This window comes from Desulfosarcina cetonica JCM 12296 (assembly GCF_001311845.1).
Lineage (GTDB): Bacteria > Desulfobacterota > Desulfobacteria > Desulfobacterales > Desulfosarcinaceae > Desulfosarcina > Desulfosarcina cetonica.
Genome location: NZ_BBCC01000292.1, coordinates 2,501 through 5,341, shown reverse-complemented (window position 1 = coordinate 5,341; position 2,841 = coordinate 2,501). Strand labels below are relative to the sequence as shown.

The following is a 2,841-nucleotide window of genomic DNA, read 5'->3' as shown; positions in this document are numbered from 1 at the left end:
GACAGAGAGATGCAAGATGGTATATTTAAGCTTTTCGTCGGATGGCGAAAGCCGACGGAAAAGCGGATTTTTTTGATCTTTGAAAACTAAATAGTGACAGGTTTTAAGAGTTGGGTCTCTTTAATTCTTAAGTTACGCGAATAACGTCTTAATGACGTTTATAAGTTTAATTGGAGAGTTTGATCCTGGCTCAGAATGAACGCTGGCGGCGTGCTTAACACATGCAAGTCGTACGAGAACACTCTAGCTTGCTAGGGTAAGTAAAGTGGCGCACGGGTGAGTAACGCGTGGGTAACCTACCTTCGAATTGGGGATAACGTTGCGAAAGCGACGCTAATACCGAATGATATCGAATGATCCTCGGAGCATTCGATCAAGGGTGGCCTCTTCATGAAAGCTACTGTTTGAAGATGGGCCCGCGTACCATTAGCTTGTTGGTGGGGTAATGGCCTACCAAGGCGACGATGGTTAGCTGGTCTGAGAGGATGATCAGCCACACTGGAACTGACACACGGTCCAGACTCCTACGGGAGGCAGCAGTGAGGAATTTTGCGCAATGGGCGAAAGCCTGACGCAGCAACGCCGCGTGAGTGATGAAGGCCTTCGGGTCGTAAAGCTCTGTCAAGTGGGAAGAACCTATATAATGTTAATACCATTATATACTGACGGTACCACTGAAGGAAGCACCGGCTAACTCCGTGCCAGCAGCCGCGGTAATACGGGGGGTGCAAGCGTTATTCGGAATCATTGGGCGTAAAGAGCACGTAGGCGGCCTGGTAAGTCAGATGTGAAAGCCCGGGGCTTAACCTCGGAAGTGCATTTGATACTGTCAGGCTTGAGTATGGGAGAGGGAAGTGGAATTCCTGGTGTAGAGGTGAAATTCGTAGATATCAGGAGGAACACCGGTGGCGAAGGCGACTTCCTGGACCAATACTGACGCTGAGGTGCGAAGGCGTGGGTAGCAAACAGGATTAGATACCCTGGTAGTCCACGCAGTAAACGTTGATCACTAGGTGTAGCGGGTATTGACCCCTGCTGTGCCGCAGTTAACGCATTAAGTGATCCGCCTGGGGAGTACGGTCGCAAGATTAAAACTCAAAGGAATTGACGGGGGCCCGCACAAGCGGTGGAGCATGTGGTTTAATTCGACGCAACGCGAAGAACCTTACCTGGATTTGACATCCCGGGAATCCTATCGAAAGACTGGAGTGCCCTTCGGGGAGCCCGGAGACAGGTGCTGCATGGCTGTCGTCAGCTCGTGTCGTGAGATGTTGGGTTAAGTCCCGCAACGAGCGCAACCCTTGTCTTTAGTTACCATCATTTAGTTGGGGACTCTAAAGATACTGCCCCGGTCAACGGGGAGGAAGGTGGGGATGACGTCAAGTCCTCATGGCCTTTATGTCCAGGGCTACACACGTGCTACAATGGGCGGTACAAAGGGTCGCGAACCCGCGAGGGTAAGCCAATCCCAAAAAGCCGTCCCAAGTTCGGATTGGAGTCTGCAACTCGACTCCATGAAGCTGGAATCGCTAGTAATCGCGGATCAGCATGCCGCGGTGAATACGTTCCCGGGCCTTGTACACACCGCCCGTCACACCATGAGAGTTGGTTGTACCAGAAGTCGTCGGGCTAACCCTTCGGGGATGCAGGCGCCTAAGGTATGGCTGATAATTAGGGTGAAGTCGTAACAAGGTAGCCGTTGGGGAACCAGCGGCTGGATCACCTCCTTTCTAAGGATGACCAATCTTTTAGAAAGATTCATAAGATCCGACTTTGACCGGTCACTATTTAGTTTTGAGAGATCAAGAAGTGCTCTTTTAATTTACCACGTATGCAGATAGGCTCGACGGATTGTGTGAGGGCCTGTAGCTCAGTTCGGTTAGAGCGCACGCCTGATAAGCGTGAGGTCGATGGTTCAAATCCATCCAGGCCCACCATTTTCGGGGGCCGTTTTTCGGGGGTGTAGCTCAGCTGGGAGAGCGCCTGCCTTGCACGCAGGAGGTCATCGGTTCGAACCCGTTCACCTCCACCAGAGAAGCACTGCATCGCGGTTTTTTTTGTTCTTTGACAATTTGGATGTCGACAATAATTGAGTTCTTAATATTTGTGTCAGATATTTTGTGGCCAAGCTATTAAGGGCAAACGGTGGATGCCTTGGCGTCAAGAGGCGATGAAAGACGTGGAAAGCTGCGATAAGCTTCGGGGAGCTGCTAAACAAGTTTTGATCCGGAGATTTCTGAATGGGGAAACCTGTCGCGGGTAGTGTCGCGACATCTTCAGCTGAATCCATAGGCTGTTGAGGCTAACGGGGTGAACTGAAACATCTTAGTAACCCTAGGAAGAGAAAACAATAGTGATTTCCTAAGTAGCGGCGAGCGAACGGGAACCAGCCCAAACCATCAACCCTTCGGGGCGGGTGGGGTTGTAGGACCGTCATCACGTGATCCATGATTAGATAGGAGAGCAGGTTGGAAAACCTGGCCATAGAGGGTGATAGCCCCGTATCTAAAATCGAAAGTGGCACAGACGGCACCTGAGTACCACGGGACACGAGGAACCCTGTGGGAATCTAGGAGGACCATCTCCTAAGGCTAAATACTACTTGACGACCGATAGTGAACCAGTACCGTGAGGGAAAGGTGAAAAGTACCCCGGTGAGGGGAGTGAAATAGTACCTGAAACCGTTTGCCTACAAGCAGTGGGAGCACGATGAAATTCGCTTCGGCGATTTTCCGTGTGACTGCGTGCCTTTTGCATAATGAGTCAGCGAGTTACTTTACGTAGCAAGGTTAAGCCGACAGGTGTAGCCGTAGCGAAAGCGAGTCTTAACTGGGCGATTGA

2 tRNA genes and 2 rRNA genes (1 of these 4 running past the window's edge) are annotated in these 2,841 nt (G+C 51.0%); all 4 read left to right on the top strand.

The features are described from left to right. The first annotated feature begins 167 nt into the window (after positions 1–167). Positions 168–1,730 (top strand): 16S ribosomal RNA (locus JCM12296_RS32240). A 129-nt stretch (positions 1,731–1,859) separates the two neighbouring features. Then, positions 1,860–1,937, top strand: a tRNA-Ile gene (locus tag JCM12296_RS32235). Positions 1,938–1,956: 19 nt separating this feature from the next. Beyond that, positions 1,957–2,032 (top strand) — tRNA-Ala (locus JCM12296_RS32230). A gap of 90 nt (positions 2,033–2,122) precedes the next feature. Further along, a 23S ribosomal RNA gene (locus JCM12296_RS32225) occupies positions 2,123–2,841 on the top strand; it runs 2,263 nt beyond the window's last position. The 16S and 23S rRNA genes sit together here with 2 tRNA genes alongside, the layout of an rRNA operon.